At 37.9% G+C, this 17,633-nt stretch carries 17 protein-coding genes; 6 read left to right on the top strand and 11 right to left on the bottom strand.

Going from position 1 to position 17,633, the window contains the following annotated elements; translation table 11 throughout:
- Positions 1-27: 27 nt before the first annotated feature.
- The 3 genes from HVN35_10360 to HVN35_10350 form a co-directional block, all read right to left on the bottom strand.
- Entirely contained in the window at positions 28-735 is a 708-nt protein-coding gene (locus HVN35_10360; protein NYB52944.1) for an NTP transferase domain-containing protein, read from the bottom strand.
- Between the two features lie 121 nt (positions 736-856).
- On the bottom strand, positions 857-1,846 hold the full coding sequence (locus tag HVN35_10355) for a GDP-mannose 4,6-dehydratase (protein ID NYB52943.1): 990 nt from the start codon (positions 1,844-1,846) through the stop codon (positions 857-859).
- Positions 1,847-2,078: 232 nt separating this feature from the next.
- Complete coding sequence (locus HVN35_10350) at positions 2,079-3,137, bottom strand: glycosyltransferase (protein ID NYB52942.1); 1,059 nt, start codon at positions 3,135-3,137, stop codon at positions 2,079-2,081.
- Between the two features lie 519 nt (positions 3,138-3,656).
- Between HVN35_10350 and HVN35_10345 the strand changes: the two genes are divergently transcribed.
- Positions 3,657-3,839, top strand: coding sequence for a hypothetical protein (locus tag HVN35_10345; GenBank protein NYB52941.1), 183 nt, complete (start codon positions 3,657-3,659; stop codon positions 3,837-3,839).
- A 280-nt stretch (positions 3,840-4,119) separates the two neighbouring features.
- On the opposite strand, the gene HVN35_10340 is transcribed toward HVN35_10345, so the two are convergent.
- The 4 genes from HVN35_10340 to hisF all read right to left on the bottom strand — a co-directional run bounded on the left by HVN35_10340 (position 4,120) and on the right by hisF (position 7,391).
- Positions 4,120-4,689: a zinc ribbon domain-containing protein gene (locus tag HVN35_10340; protein NYB52940.1), complete on the bottom strand. Its 570-nt coding sequence runs from the start codon at positions 4,687-4,689 to the stop codon at positions 4,120-4,122.
- 273 nt (positions 4,690-4,962) lie between these two features.
- Entirely contained in the window at positions 4,963-5,439 is a 477-nt protein-coding gene (locus tag HVN35_10335; protein NYB52939.1) for a helix-turn-helix domain-containing protein, read from the bottom strand.
- A 202-nt stretch (positions 5,440-5,641) separates the two neighbouring features.
- On the bottom strand, positions 5,642-6,436 hold the full coding sequence (locus HVN35_10330) for a hypothetical protein (GenBank protein ID NYB52938.1): 795 nt from the start codon (positions 6,434-6,436) through the stop codon (positions 5,642-5,644).
- Positions 6,437-6,626: 190 nt separating this feature from the next.
- Positions 6,627-7,391, bottom strand: coding sequence for an imidazole glycerol phosphate synthase subunit HisF (gene hisF / locus HVN35_10325; GenBank protein ID NYB52937.1), 765 nt, complete (start codon positions 7,389-7,391; stop codon positions 6,627-6,629).
- 144 nt (positions 7,392-7,535) lie between these two features.
- Here hisF and truD point away from each other — a divergent pair, with 144 nt between their 5' ends.
- Positions 7,536-8,789 carry a tRNA pseudouridine(13) synthase TruD gene (gene truD / locus HVN35_10320; protein NYB52936.1) on the top strand — a complete coding sequence of 418 codons (1,254 nt, stop codon included), beginning with the start codon at positions 7,536-7,538 and terminating at the stop codon, positions 8,787-8,789.
- 532 nt (positions 8,790-9,321) lie between these two features.
- On the opposite strand, the gene HVN35_10315 is transcribed toward truD, so the two are convergent.
- The 3 genes from HVN35_10315 to HVN35_10305 all read right to left on the bottom strand — a co-directional run bounded on the left by HVN35_10315 (position 9,322) and on the right by HVN35_10305 (position 13,444).
- Complete coding sequence (locus HVN35_10315) at positions 9,322-9,468, bottom strand: YHS domain-containing protein (GenBank protein ID NYB52935.1); 147 nt, start codon at positions 9,466-9,468, stop codon at positions 9,322-9,324.
- A gap of 175 nt (positions 9,469-9,643) precedes the next feature.
- Positions 9,644-12,088 carry a copper-translocating P-type ATPase gene (locus HVN35_10310; GenBank protein NYB52934.1) on the bottom strand — a complete coding sequence of 815 codons (2,445 nt, stop codon included), beginning with the start codon at positions 12,086-12,088 and terminating at the stop codon, positions 9,644-9,646.
- A 114-nt stretch (positions 12,089-12,202) separates the two neighbouring features.
- Positions 12,203-13,444, bottom strand: coding sequence for an amidohydrolase family protein (locus HVN35_10305; protein NYB52933.1), 1,242 nt, complete (start codon positions 13,442-13,444; stop codon positions 12,203-12,205).
- A 307-nt stretch (positions 13,445-13,751) separates the two neighbouring features.
- Between HVN35_10305 and HVN35_10300 the strand changes: the two genes are divergently transcribed.
- The 4 genes from HVN35_10300 to HVN35_10285 all read left to right on the top strand — a co-directional run bounded on the left by HVN35_10300 (position 13,752) and on the right by HVN35_10285 (position 15,705).
- The gene (locus HVN35_10300; protein ID NYB52932.1) at positions 13,752-14,114 is read left to right on the top strand and encodes a DUF5518 domain-containing protein; all 363 of its coding nucleotides are present in this window, start codon (positions 13,752-13,754) and stop codon (positions 14,112-14,114) included.
- A 60-nt stretch (positions 14,115-14,174) separates the two neighbouring features.
- The gene (locus tag HVN35_10295; protein NYB52931.1) at positions 14,175-14,549 is read left to right on the top strand and encodes a DUF5518 domain-containing protein; all 375 of its coding nucleotides are present in this window, start codon (positions 14,175-14,177) and stop codon (positions 14,547-14,549) included.
- 167 nt (positions 14,550-14,716) lie between these two features.
- Positions 14,717-15,127, top strand: coding sequence for a DUF5518 domain-containing protein (locus HVN35_10290; GenBank protein NYB52930.1), 411 nt, complete (start codon positions 14,717-14,719; stop codon positions 15,125-15,127).
- A gap of 188 nt (positions 15,128-15,315) precedes the next feature.
- A complete protein-coding gene (locus HVN35_10285) occupies positions 15,316-15,705 on the top strand; it encodes a DUF5518 domain-containing protein (GenBank protein NYB52929.1) in 390 nt (129 codons plus the stop codon).
- A gap of 110 nt (positions 15,706-15,815) precedes the next feature.
- Here HVN35_10285 and HVN35_10280 read toward each other — a convergent pair whose 3' ends face one another.
- Positions 15,816-17,609 (bottom strand): PAS domain S-box protein, encoded by a 1,794-nt coding sequence (locus HVN35_10280; protein NYB52928.1) that lies wholly within the window; start codon positions 17,607-17,609, stop codon positions 15,816-15,818.
- Between the last annotated feature and the right edge of the window lie 24 nt (positions 17,610-17,633).

Below are 17,633 nucleotides of genomic sequence, written 5' to 3'. Positions count from 1 at the left end.
TTTATACAGATATGCTCATTAAACTTTTTACTTGAAAAGTTCCGGATATAACTCATCTATTTTTTCATTGGCTTTCTCATAGTCGTCTGGACGTCCCATGTCCAGCCAGTATCCATGGTAAGGATAACCTTTGACCTTTTCACCTTTAGAAATAAGTTTTTTGATTAGATCCGGGAAGTCCAGATATTCACCGGGTTCTATGTAATCCAGAACACGGGGATCAAATACATAAACACCCATACTTACCAAGTATTCCAGGTCTGGTTTTTCTATGTAGTCAGTTATTTCATGGGAATCATCAACTTCCACCACACCGAAATCAATGTGCACATTTCTCTTTTTAAGGGCAATGGTGGCTATAGCTCCACTTTTTTTATGGTAGTCCACCAGTTCCTGAAAATTAATGGTGGTCAGTAAATCACCATTCATCATTATGAAATGGTCATTTAACTCGTCTTTCATCAGCCCCAATGGTCCAGCAGTCCCTAAAGGCTCACTTTCTTTTTTGTAAGTGATATTCACGTTATATTTATCGCCTTCACCAAAAAAGAGTTTTATCAGTTCTGCTAGATGGCCCACTGCCATGAATATATCTTTAAATCCGTATGATTCCAGCTGACGTATAAGAATTTCCAGGATGGGATGGTCACCGATGGGCATCAAGGGTTTGGGGAACACATTGGTGTATGGTTTTAGTCGAGTTCCCTTTCCACCGGCTAGAATAACTGCAATCATTTTAATCTACCTTTCTTTATCTAAGGGTTCTATATTTTTCACCCAGAACTTTTCACTCAGAACTTCTTTAAATTAAGTACTGTTGCTGTAATTTTCAATGCATTTTCAAACTTAACTTTTTTCACCGATTGTAGATGCCGGTTTTGTAAAAGTTAAGATTATTTTCAATCCATTCAATGGTTTGCCTGAGACCATCTTCCAGGGATGTTTCTGGATTCCAATTCAGGAGTTCCTTGGCCTTCTGATTATCACACCACAATCGTTCTACTTCGCTCTTTTCAGGTCTTAAACGTTCTACATCAGTTGTTATTTCTGTATCACTGTCCATCAGGGAAAATATCTTAAGAGCCAAGTCACCGATGGATATTTCAAAATTGGAACCAGCATTAACCACTTCACCAATTGCTTTATCTGATTCTGCGGTTTTTATAAAGGCGTTGGCTGTGTCTTTCACAAAGGTGTAGTCCCGGGTGGGATGCAGTGATCCTAAATGCACAGTCTTAGATGTAAGGGCCTGCATAATGATGGTGGGTATGACTGCCCGGGCAGACTGCCTGGGGCCGTATGTATTAAAGGGTCTTAAAGTGGCCACTGGTAATTCATAGGATAAATAGTAGCTTTCCACAATTTTATCCGCCCCAATTTTACTGGCAGAATAGGGGGACTGTCCTTTAAGCGGATGTTTTTCGTCAATGGGAACGTATTCTGCAGTTCCGTAGACTTCGGATGTGGAGGTGTGCACAACCTTTTCCACCTCATTTTCCTTAGCTGCATTTAACACATTAAGGGTTCCTGAAATATTGGTTTCAATGGTTTCTTTAGGGTTGATGTATGAGTAGGGTATGGCAATGATAGATCCCAAGTGGAAGATAATATCCACATCTTTGGTTGCGGTAAAGATGGATTCAAAATCTCTAAGATTTCCATTTATAACTTCAACTTGTGATATGGTTTCTTCAGGCAGATACTCCAGCATTCCCCAATCATTCCTGGAGTTATACTTAACCAAGGCTTTAACTTCAGCACCGATCTCAATGAGTTTTTCTGTAAGATGACTGCCAATAAATCCACCGGCTCCTGTTATAAAAATAGATTTTCCCTTAATTTTCATTGAATAACCTGTTCATATATTTTTTATGAATTAGATAGTTTAAAGAATTTTGTTACAGATATAAAGACTAATTGTTTTAATAAATTTAAATATAAAATTATTTATTATAAATCATTCATTTTTATTCATTTTCTTTTAGTGTGCAATTAATATTGAATGTTTCTATAAATTATTTTCTAATAATGCACCTTTTTTTTTTAAAATCATGATAGAATGATGTAATTTAGAGTTTTTAGTAAGCTAAATCTATTTCAGCTTTCTCAAGAGCCTTCTTCCTACCGTTGAATCCCATTTTTCTTCTTTTATCTGCGTCATCCAGGAGGGTGTCAATTGCTCTACTCAATGCAACGGGATCATTGGCTTCCACCACAATTCCCACATCCTCGGCGACTGCTTCTTTAACTCCTCCCACATCAGTAGCTACCACTGGAAGTCCCGAGGCCATTGCCTCTAAAATGGTGATGGGGGAGCCTTCTGATATGCTGGGCAGTACAAAGATGTCAGCAGAGGGCATGATCTTCTCCACATCTGGATAAAATCCAAGGAATTTAACATTTTCTATTCCTTCTTTTTCCACCTTTTCCTCTAATTCCTCCCTTAAAGGGCCTTTACCAACGATTAACAATTGACAGTCATTTTTTAAAAGTTTTTTAGCATCCAGTAGATTGGTGATTCCTTTCTGGTAAACCAGATTTCCTAAAAAGAATAGGGTGGGCTTATCCGGATCCAGTTCTACATCAGGGGGAAGTTCATAATCTGGATTGAATTTAGCAGGATCCACAGTCATCTGAGTTAGGTGAATCTTCTCTGGCGCTGCTCCCAGATTCAAAGCTGCATCTTTCATGGTTTCATTGGCAATAAACACTAAATCAGCCCTCCCCAAGATGAATCTAATAAAAGACCTTAATATCGGGTTTTTGGCCTGTATGAATAAATCAGTTCCATGGGCAGATACCACGGTTTTTGTCCCGGTAAAAGCTCCAGCAAGCACTCCTACCAGTCCTGGGGGTAAGAGGAAATGTGCGTGTATTAGGTCAATTTTATAACGGCGCACCATTCTTATTAAGAGAATAGTTGCGGATAAGATGAAGAATAAACCTCTTAAACCCCTAATATTTGGAGAAAAGGCGGTTTTAACTTTCACACCATCAACATCCTTTACATCGGGATGGGGATAAGTAACTACAAATACCTCATCACCCCTCTTAACCAGTTCCTGTGATAGGAAATGTGTATGGGATGACACTCCTCCGATATGAGGTGGATAAAGACCTACTATGCATACTCGCATGTTCTCACCAAGATTCTTAACCAATTATTAATATCGATGCTATAAAATTCAACAAATCAATTTAAATTGTAATTTTAGTAGCGTTATAAATAAGATTTAATTTTATAACTTTCCAATAGTTTAAATTATCAATCTGGTATTAAAATTATTTTAATAAAATCTTGATTGATGTTGGGACCAAAAAAACCTTTAAAAGGAGTTGTTTACTCATACACTTAAAATTTTCCTTTCAGATGAAACATAAAAAAGAACCTAAAAAGGTTGAAAAATGACAATAATGTGCCCATAACTTAGGTTAACCAAGAAATATCAATTATAGTCTACTAAAACAATTTATTTATTCAAAATTTCCCTTTTGAACTCTATGCATAAAACTAGGTGAATTAATAAAAAATCAATTACCAATAAAACAGAGCTAATCAATCCGTCAGGGAATTACAGTTTTTCAAATACAGATTAGCTTTTTTTTTGTGGGGTGCTGGGGTGATTTAGCTGCTGGGTTACGGTGGTAAGCAATGATTGATTGTCAAGTTAAACTATGATAATGCATTGTCTGCAGTTTCATCAGCCCTGAAGGTTGCATTTGCCAGTCCATTTAGTGAATTGCGAATAAAAGCTAATAAAAGATTTAATACAAAATTCTCCAAGTGGTGGAGAAAAGGGACTGGCAAATCATGGCCAAAATATCCAGAAACAAGTTAATATAGTTATTTATGTGAATGATAGCGTAAAAAAGTATTTATGAGATGATTAGCACATTTTTGAGATAGAAATGTAAAATTGAAGAAAAAAAGGGGATTTGTGATAATATATGTATTTCCTTCTCCACTGAAGGCGAGATTAACTGTGTTTTGTGCAATATCTAATTAATAATCATTCATTTAATTGTTTTCCTATTTTACTATTATTCTTAATTTTTTAATTTTTTAATGCAAGAACTTGCCATTTATCATTTATCTACTAAATAAAGCAAAAAAGTGCTTTAAAAGTAATCAAATACTTGAACAGTCCATTGAACCTGATTTACAGGTATATCGGGTATATCAATATTCACTGAGTAGGTTCCGGGTCGAGTTTTCATCTGCAGGCTCATGGTCTTAAGGGACATGTCTTCACCCTTCCAGGCCAGGTCATCAGAGGATCCAGGAGTATCAGGTCCAAATATCTGACATTTCAAGTTAGTGTCTGGTGTCAGGGGCTTAGCAGAGATGTAAACCCTCATTTTATCTCCTTTAATCTGAAAAGATCTAAGATCATCGCTAGTCCCGTTGTAAATAGCGATCTGCTTCCAGGCAGCATGGCCAGAAATATAAGAATCATTATCCGCAATGGAAGCTGTTCTTTCAGGCCATAGGAGAGCAAAAGTAATAATGAACAGGATTACAATGCCCAAAATTATGAATTTCACATTTCCCACAGTCAAACCACCATTGTTATCTGAATCTCCATTATCTGGAAGTTTGGCTTGTTTTTGAAGATTTAAAGCCTCCCCACAAAATTCGCAAATAAGGGCATCATCTGGATTTTCATGTCGGCATTTTGGACAAATCATTTCTTTCTCACCAGACTTGATTTTAAAAATAGATCTAATTACCTACTGTCAATTTTGTCTTTCTGGATATTTATGTTTATTCATTATCTATGTGATCAATAGATTTTCAAGGATAAAATAACTAAAAAAGACAATCTAACGGAATAAAAGGGATAATTTAACTCAGTTTTTTTTTAAATGGTTCTTTGAAAATAGTCATGTTGGATAGAAATGATTTTATTTTAGTAAATTTTTCAAAAAAGGGTAAATATTAGGCAAATATTATTTATGGGATCATTTGTTGGGGCTTTGAACTTCTAAAATCTGTATGGAATTAGTTGGGCAGTTCAACTGACAATCTTTACACCCGCAACATCCTTCAGAGCTTATCTGGCATTTTAAATCCACAATAGTAATGTTGTCCAAAAGACAAACATCCACACAAACTCCACAGCCAATACAAGTATCCTCTACTTTTGCCTGGAATTTTTTTTCAATAAGGATGCCCACAATAGTTCTGGTGCAATCCAGATCTCCAGTGAGTGAATAGGTCATGTAAAGAAAATCGCGATTACAACAGTTTACAATGGTTTCAGCAACCTCTATGGATCCCCATGAAAGATTTCTACCATTTAAATAATGCGAAACAGTTGAACGGTCCATTCCAAGTTTACTAGCAATATCTTTTTGGAAATAACCCTGTTCTCTGAGCTTGACCGCCGCCAAATATTTCAATCCAGATGCAATATGTTTAGGCATATTATTCACCATGTGGGTTAATTACACATTAGCATCTGCTTGATATTTATAGATTGCTACTGTAAAGATTGCTACTTGAGCACCGACTAATTCTAAAAAGATCAGTCTAAAAGTGATATTTTTGGCGGAAGCAAAAATCAACAATTATATGCATTTAAATAACTTGTTTAAATCACAAATAAGTGATATGCAATGAATATTATAGCTCATTAAGTTAATAACAGGGATTAGGCTTCAAAATCAGGTTATCCACGCCTAAAATAAATTCTCTGTTCTGTTCTTTAATCACATTGTAGGGTAGATCAGTAAATGATTCATAGACAAGAGCAGGAATGCCATTATTGATTAGGGGTAGGGTGGTATATCTGGTGCTGGTGGGATTGGGAGCATAATAATAGGGAACACCTTTAACAGTGTTGCTTAAGTTGTAGGCAATATCCATAGAGGCACCTTGAGGGATGGGTGTAAAAAGGAAAACTTTTTTGGAGTATTCTCCGTCGGTTCCATGAACATCTATGGCTAGAGAGAATTTTTCACTGGTAATGCTGGGGACAACGTACTCCTTTGACAATAACTGGCCGTTCATCCTACCCTTAGAAAAATCAGATGCATACTGGGTCACATTAATGTAATATAGATAATAACATTTTTTGAGAGATGAGGATTGTTCTTTAACATTTTCTGCAATGGCTTTATGGGCACGATATTCGCGGGGGTGTTGGCCAATGATATAAGCCACTTTAATGGATGAACTGCAGTTACCATAGGGACCTTCTTTGATCACGGTTCCATATGATTCATTCCCCAGAACCTGCTGGGTTACTGGTTCAGTTATGGGGGCCTCTTCTACTGAGTAAGCATTGTATGTGGGTATGAGAACAACTAGGAATAAACAAAATATGGTAAAAATTCCCAGAATTAGTTTGTGATGTTTATGAGTTGCTATTTTATTTTTCAACCCTTTCAAATGATTTCCTAAATTCTCCAAAGCCTTCAATTTTGACTTCAATATATCGCCCCTAATAGAGGATTATCCCAAACCAGTATATAAATTTGACAAGTCTTTATCAAGTAGTCTATTTAGTGGACTATTGAATGTTAGAAAAGCAGTTTACAGTGAAGGTTTATAATAAAAAGTTAAATTTTAAATTAATTATTATTGTTGGCTTGAGATAAGTTTTCATAGATGTAATTGGATTTTATAGGGCAACATCTATCCCATTTTCCTTCAAGTATTCTTTCACTTCTTTGACACTCAGCAGCCGGTAATGAAAAACCGAAGCAGCCAGTAATATGGACGCCCTGCCTTCTATAACTCCTCTTTTAAAGTCAGAAAGTTTTCCAGCCCCTCCTGATGCGATTACTGGCACTTCAACTGCTTCTGATATTGCTCTGGTGAATTCGAGGTCATAACCCTTTTGTGTACCATCACCATCCATACTGGTGGGGAGAATAACTCCGGCACCTAATTCCTGGCACTTCCTAGCCCATTCAACTGCATCAATCCCGGTGGTTCTGGTCCCTCCGGATACTACCACCTCAAAACCTGAAGGCAGACTAGGGTTACGGCATCCATCAATGGCCACAGTGATCTCTTCCTTTCCATATTCTGATGCAGCTTCTTTTATCAGCTCCGGATTTTTTACAGCTGCACTGTTCACGGATATTTTATCAGCCCCGGCATTCAGGGTTAGCTGCACGTCTTCCAAACTGGAAATCCCCCCACCCACAGTAAGCGGTATATCAATAACTCCAGAAACGTTTTTCACCCATTCAAGGCGAGTTTTACGATTTTCAAGTGTAGCTGCAATGTCTAGCATGGCCAATTCATCAGCTCCCTCCTCTTGATATAAAGCTGCGTTTTCCACCGGGTCACCTGCATCTTTCAAATCCACAAAATTAACCCCTTTAACCACACGACCATCTTTCATATCCAGACAAGGCATAATCTTCACAGTTGACATGACTACCAAATCCCCACATTTTTTTATGCATATGGTTATCATCACCACTGCATATAAAAAAAACTAAAGCATAAACCCTGATAAAAGATAGTAATGATTAAATTTTTTCTTTAAAATTCAGCTATTAATGAGTGGTAATTCGTCATGTTAAACGCAGAAACTTACCTCACCCCTCAGAAGGGGATAGGGGGCCGAATCAGAACTATTAATAAGGATTTTTACGTGGAAGAAATTCCAGAAACTCCTCCCAGTGGTGAAGGACCCAACACATGGATCTGGATTGAAAAAGAAAACAGAAACACCCTGGATGTGGTTTTAGACATTGCACGGGAGCTAGGGATCAATCGAAAGCAGATGGGTTTTGCTGGGATGAAAGACAAAAGAGCGGTTACCCGTCAGTGGATATGTGTCAGCAATAAAACTCCTGAAGAACTGGGGGAACTGGAGGATAAACTCCATAATGTTAAAATAATGGATATAATCCCTAATCAGAAAAAGTTACGCATCGGACAATTAATAGGAAATAAATTCCGCCTGTTGGTAAGGGATGTGCCGGATCCAGAAAGTGCAGCCATCAGGGCTGAGGAAATCTTAGAACAGTTAAAAGAAAAAGGAGTGCCCAACTACTATGGATACCAGCGATTCGGCCAAAACAGACCGAATACTCATTTAGTGGGAAAAGCATTGATTAAAGGAGGGATCAAGGCGGCAGTTGATCGTTATGTGGGTCATCCTTTTGATACAGAGCCCAAACACATCCAGGAAGCCCGAGATTTATATGATAAGGGGGAACTGGAAGAGGCAGTGGATGCCATGCCCAGTGGAATGAGATATGAGAAGATGATGATACGCACACTCCTAAAAGAAAGGAAAAAGAAACTAGAACTTGACGAGAAATCTTACATCTTAGCACTTCGAAGTCTTCCTAAACCCTTAAGCCGTATGTTTGTCCATGCCTACCAATCCTATTTATTCAATAAAGCAGTCAGTGAACGCACCAAACTGGGAATTGATCAATATGTGGAAGGGGATATTTTAATAGACAATGAAGAGCATCTAATCCATAAATTTGAAGTGGAAGAGGTAAATCAAAGGATAAAGGACTTCCAAGCCCACCCCTCTGCTCCTCTTTATGGGAGCAAAGTCCCATTGGCTGGTGGGAAACTGGGACAAATTGAAAAAAACATCTTGGATGAAGAAAACCTTAAACTGGAGGACTTCAAAGTACCAAAAATGCCCAAACTAGGCAGCCATGGCATACGTCGTGCAATTCGCTTTAAAATATGGGATGCATCTGCCGAGGCAACTGAAGAAGGTGTTCTCCTAGGGTTTTCAATCCCCAAGGGATCTTATGCCACTGCTGTTTTAAGAGAGGTTATGAAGAAGGATGTTTATTAAATCATTATTCAAAGGATAACATTTTTATTATTTTTTTTACTTCTCAGGTGCTCTTACCAAACCCACATCAAACATGTTATCCATAGAACTTAATTGCCCCTCATAGTGAGGGGTGCCCCCTCATATAAGAAATTAGCCTTTATTTAGAGCAAAATCCTTTAAAATAAATAATCCTTTAAATTAAATATTATCAAGTCAATTATTAAAAAAATGAATGCTATTCTTATCTTATGTCGATAATTAAAGCTCTATATTGTATTTTACCATTTTAATTAAATCAGTCACTAAAAAAAAGATTAATAAAAGGTAATATTACCCATGATGGTTGAAAAGAAATTAAATTCTAAACCTTTTTTTAAGCTCATTTTTAGCTTTTTTCTCGATTTCTTTACCACCTTTGTTCTTGGCTTGTTTAGTTATTTCTTTGGCGGCCTTTTTTGCTACCGAATCAAGCAATCCCATTAAATCCCTCCTAAAAAATAAATTCTAAAAATTAAATTAATGTATATTTAAATTCATTTTTATTTCATTTTTATTCTTCTGTGTATTTATCTGGATTGGCATCAAACTCTTTTTTACATCCTGGGGCGCAAAAATAGTACTTTTTACCCTTGTATTCACTTTTAAACTTCGCAGTCTTCTCATCCACATCCATTTTGCAAATGGGATCTACAGCCATATCAACCACCCTATCTTATTTTCTAGTAAGAATTATGGGTTTTAGTAGTTATATATCTTTTTTTGGGCAAAAAGATAAAGGCAAAAAGATTAATTTTCAAAGGAGGATATTTTTTTCCTAGCAAATTTTATTCCAATTTATAGCATCATCCTCCATGGGCTGATGGGGGGTTGAATCAGGATTCAAGAAGTTTAGCCGGAGGTAAATATCCCTTCAAAAGAAGGGAAAGGGTGACTATGGTCACCGAGCTTAAAGCCATGGCCAGTCCAGCATATTCTGGCCGGAATGTGATCCCGAATGGAGGGTAAAGCAATCCTGCAGCGACGGGGATCAGTATCACATTGTAAGCGAATGCCCAGAAGAGATTTAGCTTTATACGGCTCATAACTTTATCAGCCAATTGGATTCCGGCTACTGCATCCAGCAAATTGTCTTTTATAAGTACAATCTCTCCACTTTCAATGGCCACATCCGTTCCACTACCAATGGCTATTCCCACATCAGCCTGAGCCAGGGCAGGAGCATCATTTATCCCATCACCAACAAAAGCCACTACTTTTCCTTTATCCTGAAGCCTTTTAACTTCCGCAGACTTATCCTCTGGCAGAACCTCAGCTAGAACATTTTCAATTTTAATATTTTGGGCTATGGCTTCAGCAGTTCGTTGATTATCTCCGGTAATCATGGCAACTTCCAATCCCATGTTCTTAAGCTCATTTATGGCTTCGGCAGCATTTTCTTTCACAGTATCAGCCACCCCAATAATACCGGCTAGAGAATTATGCATGGCCACTAAAACCACGGTTTTCCCTTCTGACTCTATTCTGGAAATTTTAACCTCATCAACATCAGATATCTCAATAATATTTTCATTCATCAGGGTTCGGTTACCAATCAACACTCTTCTACCATTAAAAATTGCAGAAACACCCTTACCTTGGAAAGTATTGAATTCTTCCACATTGTATAATTTGATATCATTATCACGGGCTTTAATAACCATGGCCTCAGCCAGGGGGTGCTGTGAATTTTTCTCCACACTGGCAGCGATTTGTAACAGGGATTTATCATCAGTAGTGATTCCCATGATATCCGTAACTTCTGGTTTGCCGGTGGTAAGGGTTCCAGTCTTGTCAAAGATTATGGTGTTTAATTTCCCTGATATCTCCAGAGCTTCACCATTTTTAATCAGAATTCCCAGTTCAGCACCCCTTCCAATTCCCACAGTAACTGCAGTGGGAGTGGCCAGACCCAGGGCACAGGGACATGCCACCACCAGAACGGATATTAAAATGGTAAGTCCGAAAAGTAGGGTGCTTCCCAGTAGGAAATACCAGACAATAAAGGATGCTAAGGCAATGATGAGCACGGTGGGGATGAAATAGGTAACAGCCTGGTCAGCTATCCTCTGCACCGGTGGTTTGGAGCCCTGAGCATCCTCTACCAGCTTAATAATTCTTGAGAGGGCTGTGTCCTTTCCAATCTTCTCCGCCCGGAATTTTAAAATCCCATTCTGATTAATGGTTCCTCCTACAACATCAGAACCTCTATATTTACGGACAGGTATTGGTTCACCAGTTATCATGGACTCATCAACGTAACTTTCACCTGAAACCACTTCTCCATCAACTGGAATCCGTTCACCGGGCTTAACCAGCACTAAATCTCCTATTTGCACATCTTCCACCGGGATCTGTATTTCAACGGATTCATCACCCTTATCACGAATAACAGTAGCTGTTTTAGATTGCAAATTCATTAATTTCTTTATTGCAGTACCTGTGCGTCCTTTGGCACGTGCTTCCAGCCATCGGCCCAGCATAAGGAATCCTGCCAGCATCAGTGCAGTTTCATAGAACATGAATTGAGGGGTGAGTACTATGTTGAAAGTTCCCAGAATACTGGAGATGAAAGCCACTCCAATACCCAGAGAATACATTACATCCATGTTTAGAGAATGATTTCGGAGGGAACGGTAAGCAGCAGAGAAAATAGGGTAACTTACATAGATAAATGGTACAATACTCACTGCCAGCATGAAATAGGACATGTTAAAGGGCAGCATAACTCCTGAATACATTAAGATCATCAGGGGAATGGAAACAGCAAAGGCCACAATGAAACGATTTCTTTTACCATTAAGATCAGCCTGGCGGATTTTTTCATCTTCAGAGTCCCGGATTTCACTGTCAATACCTAAATATTCATATCCCAAGTCTTCAATGGCTTCTTTCATTTCTTTTACACTGGTCATCTGAGGGTTGTAGGTTACGTAAGCTTTTTCAGCTGCCAGGTTAACGTTAACTTCACTGATTCCCTCAATTTTTCCCAAAACTCCTTCAATGGCCTGAACACACATGGCACAAGTCATTCCTCCCACTTTAATGGTTACTTTTTTATTCACCACTTCAAAACCGGTGTCTTTCACGGTTTTTTCCAGTTCAGGGAGTTTAATTATTTCAGGATTATAATTTACAGTGGCTTTTTCAGTTCCAAAGTTGACCTGGGCATCTTCAACTCCCTCTACTTCTTTAAGAGATTTTTCAAGATTCAGGGCGCAGGAAGCACAGTGCATACCTGAAATCTTAAGTTCAGCTTTTTTTGTAAAGTCATCTGACATTATCAACCCGGCTTTTTTAATTCTACTTACACATAACTAAGAAAAATCATCATGCTTACAATTTTTAAACTTATAAACAGTTTCATTCATATAAACAGTTACATTCACTTTGTCTTAATTATCATTCATCAAGTCTTTTTTAAAGATTTTACCCTCCTTCATCACCAGGGCAATGTTTCCTGGTTTTGCCAGGGAATGAATATCGGTTAAAGGATTAGTTTTGCTCACAACCACATCAGCCAACTTTCCCTTTTCAATGGTCCCTAATTTATCATGAATTTCCAGTAATTCTGCTGCTTTTTTAGTTCCTGCCTGAATAGCTTCCATAGGGCTCATCCCAATATCACATAAGAATCCCAGTTCCCTTAGATTTTGACCGTGAGGTGCTATACCACTATCCGTACCCATGACCATTTTCACCCCAGCCTGGTAAGCTTTAGCCATGTTTTTATGGCTGTTCATGGCTACATTGTAGGCATCTTCCTGACTAAAATCAGGCAGTTCTCCTTTTTTCAGGAGTTCCAGGTTCACCCAGTGTGCCAGCTGGGTGGGAATGAGCCAGGCGTCATACTCCAGCAGGAGCTGAATACATTCCTCATCAAGGAAGGTGCCATGTTCGATGGATTTTATACCTGCTTTTAAAGCATTCTTAATACCTTGAGCTCCGTGTGCATGTGCCATTACACGTAATTCACGACACGAAGCCTCATCCACCATAACTTTTAACTCTTCTTGAGTGAACTGGGGATGTTCTGGGCTGTCATTAGCACTTATAACTCCTCCAGTGACCATAACCTTCACCCAATCTGCACCTGCCCTTAAAACTTCCCTAACTCTTTTGGTGACTTCTCCTGAGCCGTCACAAACCGCCTCTGGAAGACCCGGGTAGTTGGTTTTCACATTGTGGCCAGATTTTAGTTGCATGTCAAAATGCCCTCCAGTTATGGATAAGGGCATTACACTGATGATAAGGCGGGGTCCGTCTATTAATCCATATTCAACAGCCTTTTTAACTCCATAATCTGCCATTCCAGCGTCTCTAACTGTGGTTACCCCTGTTTCCAGGGTAAGCCTCAAATTCCGAGTGGCCTGGTAAAAATAAAGTGAAAGAGGGGTGAATAGAGAATCTTGATATTTAAATCCATTCCACATCACATGCACGTGGCAGTCAATGAATCCGGGAAGTATGAAACCTCCCCGAGCATCTAAACGCTCAATATTACCATATGGGAGTTTAATAGAGTTTTCATCACCGCATTCTAGAATTATATGGCCTTTTATTAGAACTGCAGCGTTTTCTACGGGTTCTCCCCCGTTACCATCAATAAGGGTTCCATTATGGATTAATAAGTACACAGCATGGCACTCTCCTCTGATTATTATTGACCTTATTTAATAAACATAAAATTAATGATCAATATGGTTACTTCTATTTGTTATTTTTTTCAGGTATATGGAGAAAATGCTAATTATTGGGTTTTTTTGCTTGAAAAAAGCTAATTCATTTTTTAATAAATAATTAATTGGTAATTAAAATTTTAATTTACTACATTAGTTGAATTACCCTTTATTTCACAAGACATGTGAAATTAAAAAGAAAAAAAATATTAAGGGATGAGATCATTATATGATTGTAATTAAAATTTTGAGGGAGGTGAAAAACATGGTAGAAGTTAAGTGGACTCCAGTAATAATTGGTATAGTGATTGCAATAATCTTGGGTCTGATCCTTGATATGGTTCTTCCAGGATGGGGTGGTTTAATAGCTTACATAATAGCCACTATTTATGTTGGTTACACTGTTGCTGGAGGATACATGAATGGGGCCATCCACGGAGCACTAGTAGGAGTTGTTGCTGGATTAATTGGTGGAATTTTAGCTATAATACTGTTAGGTGCCATAGCCGGAGCAGCTGGAGTAGGATTAGGAATTCTAGGAGTTATTATTGGAATGATAATCTACGGAATCATTGGTGCAATTTGTGGAGCTGTTGGAGCCCTAATCAAAGGAGAAGCACCAGCATAAGTTAAAAAAATCTATTTTTTTTTATATTTTTTTTTTTAATAATTTCAGGAGGTTAAAAAAATGGAAATCGACTGGGGAGCAGCAGTTATAGGATTTATTCTATCCATTGTACTGGGAGCTATTTTTGGAGTGCTTATCCCGGGAGTGGGGGCATTGTTAGGTTGGTTCTTAGCAGGAATGGTGGTTGGTTACATGGTGGGAGGCACTGCAGGAAATGGATTGGTTAACGGTGCAGTCTCAGGTTTATTCGGAGCCATCGTACTTTCAATATTAATGCTTGTGTTCGGAACCCTGATCCTGGGTTTAATTGGATTTGCAGCAGCCACAGTGACTTCTATAATTCTAATTATAGCATTCTTAGGAGTAATGATCATAATGGCTGCCGGAGGGGCCATAGGATCATTGATAAAGGGAGAACCACAAGCAACAGTGTGAACAGCTGCCATTGAACCGATTCAAAACAACTAATAATAATCTTTTTTTATTATTTTTTTTATTTTCATATTCGCAAAGTTTATTTTTTGCAACCGATAATGTAATAATTAGTTATAAATCTAAAAACAACTGCTTACTAATATTGAGTTGGAATTGAAGGTAAAATCATGATCGATCAAAAAAGTATTCTCATGGGAACAGTTCTAGCTGTGGTGTTGGTTTTTGTTCTGGCAATGTTTATTCCATTGATTGGAGGAATAATTGCCTTAATTATAGCTGGAATAGTGGTGGGTTATTTAGTTAATGATAGCTTTAAAATAGGGGCAATACACGGATCAATTGTTGGACTTTTAACTGGGATTATTTATGTAATATTGATATACGCCAGATATGGATTTTCATCTGAGATAACAAGCATTCTAATCATCTTCTCTTTATGGACCATCCCTGTATACATTCTCATAGGACTGGGAGGCGGAATAATTGGTTCTGTGATAAAAACTAGGCAACAAAGAAACGTATCTCCTGAAGGAGATTCTGATGAGGAAATATTAGTTGAAAAAGATCAGGAAGATTAAGATAAGATTAAGATAAGATTAAGATAATAATTACCTTAAGATGTAAGAGATGTAAGATAAACTTTCAAACTAAAGTTTCAGGTATTATGCTCTTATATAATACTTAAATTCACTAAATCAGATAGTCATTCAAATAGTTAAAGAACAAAAGGTAATTAAGGACAAAAAAAGGATAATGAGGTAATAGCATGATTGATTGGAAAGCAGTAGGGGTGGGATCAGTTATAAATGCGGTTTTAACAATTGTTCTAACGGTTGCTTTCTTTCCATTGTTCTTTATAGGTCCAGTAGTGGGTGGTCTGGTGGCAACTTACATTGGAAGTGGTGAGAAAAACGATGCTCCAGCCGAAGGCGCATTAACCGGTATAATTGGAGGACTAATCATAGGAATCCTCTTCATGGCAGGGTTCGGAGCTTTAAGTGCTATGATTGGCCTTATATTCGCTAAGATAGGCTTGGTTGCAGGAGCAATGACTCTAATTGCAGGTTTGTTCATAACCTTGGTTGCCATGTTCCTGGGAGGGGTTCTGGGAGCAGTGGGGGGAGTGCTTGGAGCTGAAATCAGAGAAAATGGCTGAAAAAGAGTCTTAAACATCTGAATAAATATCCATTTCCCTTTAATTTTTCCCCTAAAATTAGCCCGTCTTAACTTTTTTTTTATTGCTCTTGGATTAATCCTTGGATTTTTTTACTTAGAATATTTTGATTCTTTAAAACGAATAGTGAACTTAGTGCCATGACTTCTGTCTAAATCAATGGTACCATTCAACTGACTGGTTAAATTATTAACCAACTGCAAACCCAGAGAATCAACCTCTCTGAAGTCCACATCCTCCGGGAAACCAATCCCATCATCACTGATTATCATTTCAAATTCTTTACCCAATTTATCATCCATTTCGTTTAACTGGTGAAATTTAATTGATAATTTCCCCTGCCCGCTTGGAAATGCGTATTTGAAACTGTTGGTTACAAGTTCATTAGCAATCAAACCCAGGGGGATAGCACTGTTTACATCTAACTTTACAGGCTCTAAATCAAGCGATAAATTAATTCCAGGACCTAAATTATAACTGTGGAATAGGTCGGTGGCTAATGTACGTATGTAATCGTCAAATTCAATTTTCCTAAGACTTTCAGTACGGTAAAGCCGTTCATGAATAAGAGCCATGGATTTAGCCCGGTTCTGACTCTCTTGAAAAATTGTTCGTGCTTTATCATCAGTTATATAATGGGATTGAAGATTTAAGAGGCTGGAAATAATCATAAGATTGTTTTTAACCCGGTGATGAATTTCTTTAACCAGAAGTTCTTTCTCGTCAAGAGAATCTTTAAGTTCTTCTTCAGCCTTTTTATGGGCAATGATCTCATATTTAAGCTTTCTATTTGTTTCTTCCAATTCTCTGGTGCGCTCTTCAACAATTTCTTCCAGATGTTCTCTATAACGGTCCCTTTCAGCTTCAATCTTTTTAAGTTGACTTATATCACTACCCACCAGAACTAATCCTAAAATATCCTGTTCGTTAGTTTTAATAATGGATGTGGAGGCTAAAACTGGTATTTCCTGGTTGTCTTTTGTTCGAAGAACAGTTTCAAAATTCTCCAGGGGGTGGGAGTAAGTGTCGGGTAAATCTATTTGTGGGAAAATAATATCCAATCCCTGGTTTTGAATCTCTTTTTCACTAAAACCAGATAATTTTATGGCTTTGATGTTAACATGGATGATTTTACCCTTCTCATCCATTAAAAAAAGAAAATTGGACATGGTGGAGAGTATCTTATCCGAAATCATGGATGAAGTAAGTTGGGGGAGTCGGAATTTCCAAATTCCGTAAACAATGAATGCTATTCCCAGGGCCATAAGCAGATTCAGGATACTCGGAGCTGGAATCGAAAGGGCGGGAAGAATTAATTCAGTTAACATGCCCAATATAAGGGGTAAATTAACACCTATAAAGATGTACTTTGCTTGCTGGCGTTGAATTCCGAGGGATTTAATATAATATGTTAGAACCAGAATGGCACTTAGAAAAGCCAATGAAAAAGTCCAAAGCAATACAAGGGGGTAGACTAAAGATTCAGATGGCACATAAGTCCATCCCCAGTATCCCACTTGCACTCCCTGGGTGATTTCTTTGGTGGTTAGGTTTAAAGTTGCGAAAATTGCTGATGGGAGATATATTATCAGGTAAGTTATTTTTTTATGCAAGAGCGAGTACTGTTCAGTTGCCAGAAGTGCCAGGTGAAGAAAGATTGAAGCAACAAACATCCAGGGAAAAGCAGCCTTTACCCACCAGTAAGCCTGTTCAGGGGTGTTTGAGTAGATTGAACCGAAATCAGTAAAGGCCAGATAACCTACAAAGAAGCTAAAGATAGCTAGTAATTGATTTAACTGATTGTTAGGATTCCGGTAATAAATAAAATTTCCCATGAAAAGGCAGCTAGCGGAAATTATAATGGATATAATGGCGTAGGAAATCATTAGAACATCTTCTATTTTTTTTTA

The organism is Methanobacteriaceae archaeon, from assembly GCA_013403005.1.
In the GTDB taxonomy this organism is placed as follows: domain Archaea; phylum Methanobacteriota; class Methanobacteria; order Methanobacteriales; family Methanobacteriaceae; genus Methanobacterium.
The sequence above is the reverse complement of the archived record's forward strand: the minus strand, read 5'-3'. Positions and strand labels throughout refer to the sequence as shown.

What these genes read in the sequence shown, in the direction of transcription:
- HVN35_10360 (NYB52944.1), bottom strand. Translation starts at nt 735, where the DNA reads ATGATTGCAGTTATTCTAGCCGGTGGAAAGGGAACTCGACTAAAACCA.
- HVN35_10355 (NYB52943.1), bottom strand. Translation starts at nt 1,846, where the DNA reads ATGAAAATTAAGGGAAAATCTATTTTTATAACAGGAGCCGGTGGATTT.
- HVN35_10350 (NYB52942.1), bottom strand. Translation starts at nt 3,137, where the DNA reads ATGCGAGTATGCATAGTAGGTCTTTATCCACCTCATATCGGAGGAGTG.
- HVN35_10340 (NYB52940.1), bottom strand. Translation starts at nt 4,689, where the DNA reads ATGATTTGTCCAAAATGCCGACATGAAAATCCAGATGATGCCCTTATT.
- HVN35_10335 (NYB52939.1), bottom strand. Translation starts at nt 5,439, where the DNA reads ATGGTGAATAATATGCCTAAACATATTGCATCTGGATTGAAATATTTG.
- hisF (NYB52937.1), bottom strand. Translation starts at nt 7,391, where the DNA reads ATGTCAACTGTGAAGATTATGCCTTGTCTGGATATGAAAGATGGTCGT.
- truD (NYB52936.1), top strand. Translation starts at nt 7,536, where the DNA reads ATGTTAAACGCAGAAACTTACCTCACCCCTCAGAAGGGGATAGGGGGC.
- HVN35_10315 (NYB52935.1), bottom strand. Translation starts at nt 9,468, where the DNA reads ATGGCTGTAGATCCCATTTGCAAAATGGATGTGGATGAGAAGACTGCG.
- HVN35_10310 (NYB52934.1), bottom strand. Translation starts at nt 12,088, where the DNA reads ATGTCAGATGACTTTACAAAAAAAGCTGAACTTAAGATTTCAGGTATG.
- HVN35_10300 (NYB52932.1), top strand. Translation starts at nt 13,752, where the DNA reads ATGGTAGAAGTTAAGTGGACTCCAGTAATAATTGGTATAGTGATTGCA.
- HVN35_10295 (NYB52931.1), top strand. Translation starts at nt 14,175, where the DNA reads ATGGAAATCGACTGGGGAGCAGCAGTTATAGGATTTATTCTATCCATT.
- HVN35_10290 (NYB52930.1), top strand. Translation starts at nt 14,717, where the DNA reads ATGATCGATCAAAAAAGTATTCTCATGGGAACAGTTCTAGCTGTGGTG.
- HVN35_10285 (NYB52929.1), top strand. Translation starts at nt 15,316, where the DNA reads ATGATTGATTGGAAAGCAGTAGGGGTGGGATCAGTTATAAATGCGGTT.
- HVN35_10280 (NYB52928.1), bottom strand. Translation starts at nt 17,609, where the DNA reads ATGATTTCCTACGCCATTATATCCATTATAATTTCCGCTAGCTGCCTT.